Here is a 1,312-nt window from a genome sequence, read left to right as displayed (position 1 = left end):
CATAAGCGGGCACTTAAAACCCGCTGATTATTAATTGTTTATTTTTTAGTTCTTTGACATTTTTGTAATCGTATTTCGTAAGTACTTCTTTTATAGGAGTTTTGTCGAGTAGAGATATGCTAAGGATTTGTAGTATTTCGTAGATTGAACGGTCAACTTTCAATCTGTTACCAATTATGGCAACAAGACAGTATGCGATGATCGCACAATACATCTGGATTTTTACTGCATTAAGGGTAGTTCCCCAAAAGGATTTTATCTTCAGATGCTGTTTCATCCACTTGAAAAAGAGTTCTACTTCCCAGCGCTTTTTATACAGATAAGCTATTTCGGTAGGTTTAAGTTCCATGTTGTTGGTAAGGAAAATTAGCTCCTTATCTGATTCATAATCATAATATTTTATCCTCCGAAGCTTCTCTGGATAATCTCTGCTTGGGTAGTAAGTTTCCAGCTTCCCGATTTGATCATATCTCACGCCGGTTGCTTTGTCAACTGGGTTTGAATACATCCGTTTAAATCGCATGTTATCTTTTGCCCGTGTAACAAAGAAAGCCCGCTGCTGGTGAAGATGATATAGTCTTTTAAAATCAATGTAAGCTTTGTCGATCACATAAAAGCTTCCGGGCTCATATGAGATTAAATCAAGTGCATTGACATCGTGCACCTTGGCATTTGAGATATACAGGAACGCAGGTATTGATGTTTTAACATCATACAAAGTGTGCAGTTTAATGCCACCTTTTGTTTTCCGAAACTCAGCCCACCAAAATACACTAAGACAAAGGTCTATTGTTGATGAATCAAATGCATAAACATTGCCTTCAACGTTGACTTCAAAGTCCGATCTGTAACAGCTTTTGCGTGCTTCCTCTATGAGAACATAAGCAAAATCTTCAAAGATTTTATAGCTACGTTTTTCATTTGCTTTGCCAAGGTTTCTCCGAGTTATTGTCGAACCAAATCCGAGATGATAATATTTGGATTTATGAGCTTCAAGACTTAAGAGTAGATCTCTCATACTGTCTCTTGAAGTTAGCTGTCCAAATACCATACATAGCATTTGATTCCAACATGTAAAAGTTCTTACATACTTATTCCCGTTGTGTTTGCTGACAATTCTGTCGAATACACGTCTGGGTAAAAAATCTGTAAGTTGTGCGAAGATATACTTGCCTTGGTTCATGGATAATTGCTTGTTTGCATGCAAAAATCCGTATTTTCAATTCAAATCGTCACGCTATCAAAAATCGCTACAAGTACGACTAACAAAGAATTTCAAAGAACGTCTATTAATTTTTAATACCCACTAGTG

Annotated in this window: 1 protein-coding gene; it reads right to left on the bottom strand. The window is 36.5% G+C overall.

The annotated features are described in order from the left end of the window. Positions 1-13: 13 nt before the first annotated feature. Positions 14-1,183 (bottom strand): IS4 family transposase, encoded by a 1,170-nt coding sequence (locus MR764_RS20145; protein WP_247981255.1) that lies wholly within the window; start codon positions 1,181-1,183, stop codon positions 14-16. Between the last annotated feature and the right edge of the window lie 129 nt (positions 1,184-1,312).

The sequence above is a fragment of the Maribellus sp. YY47 genome, assembly GCF_023111095.1.
In the GTDB taxonomy this organism is placed as follows: domain Bacteria; phylum Bacteroidota; class Bacteroidia; order Bacteroidales; family Prolixibacteraceae; genus Draconibacterium.
This window is presented reverse-complemented; position numbering and strand designations above follow the sequence as displayed.

Coding starts and splice junctions, on each gene's coding strand:
- MR764_RS20145 (WP_247981255.1), bottom strand. CDS start 1,183: ATGAACCAAGGCAAGTATATCTTCGCACAACTTACAGATTTTTTACCC.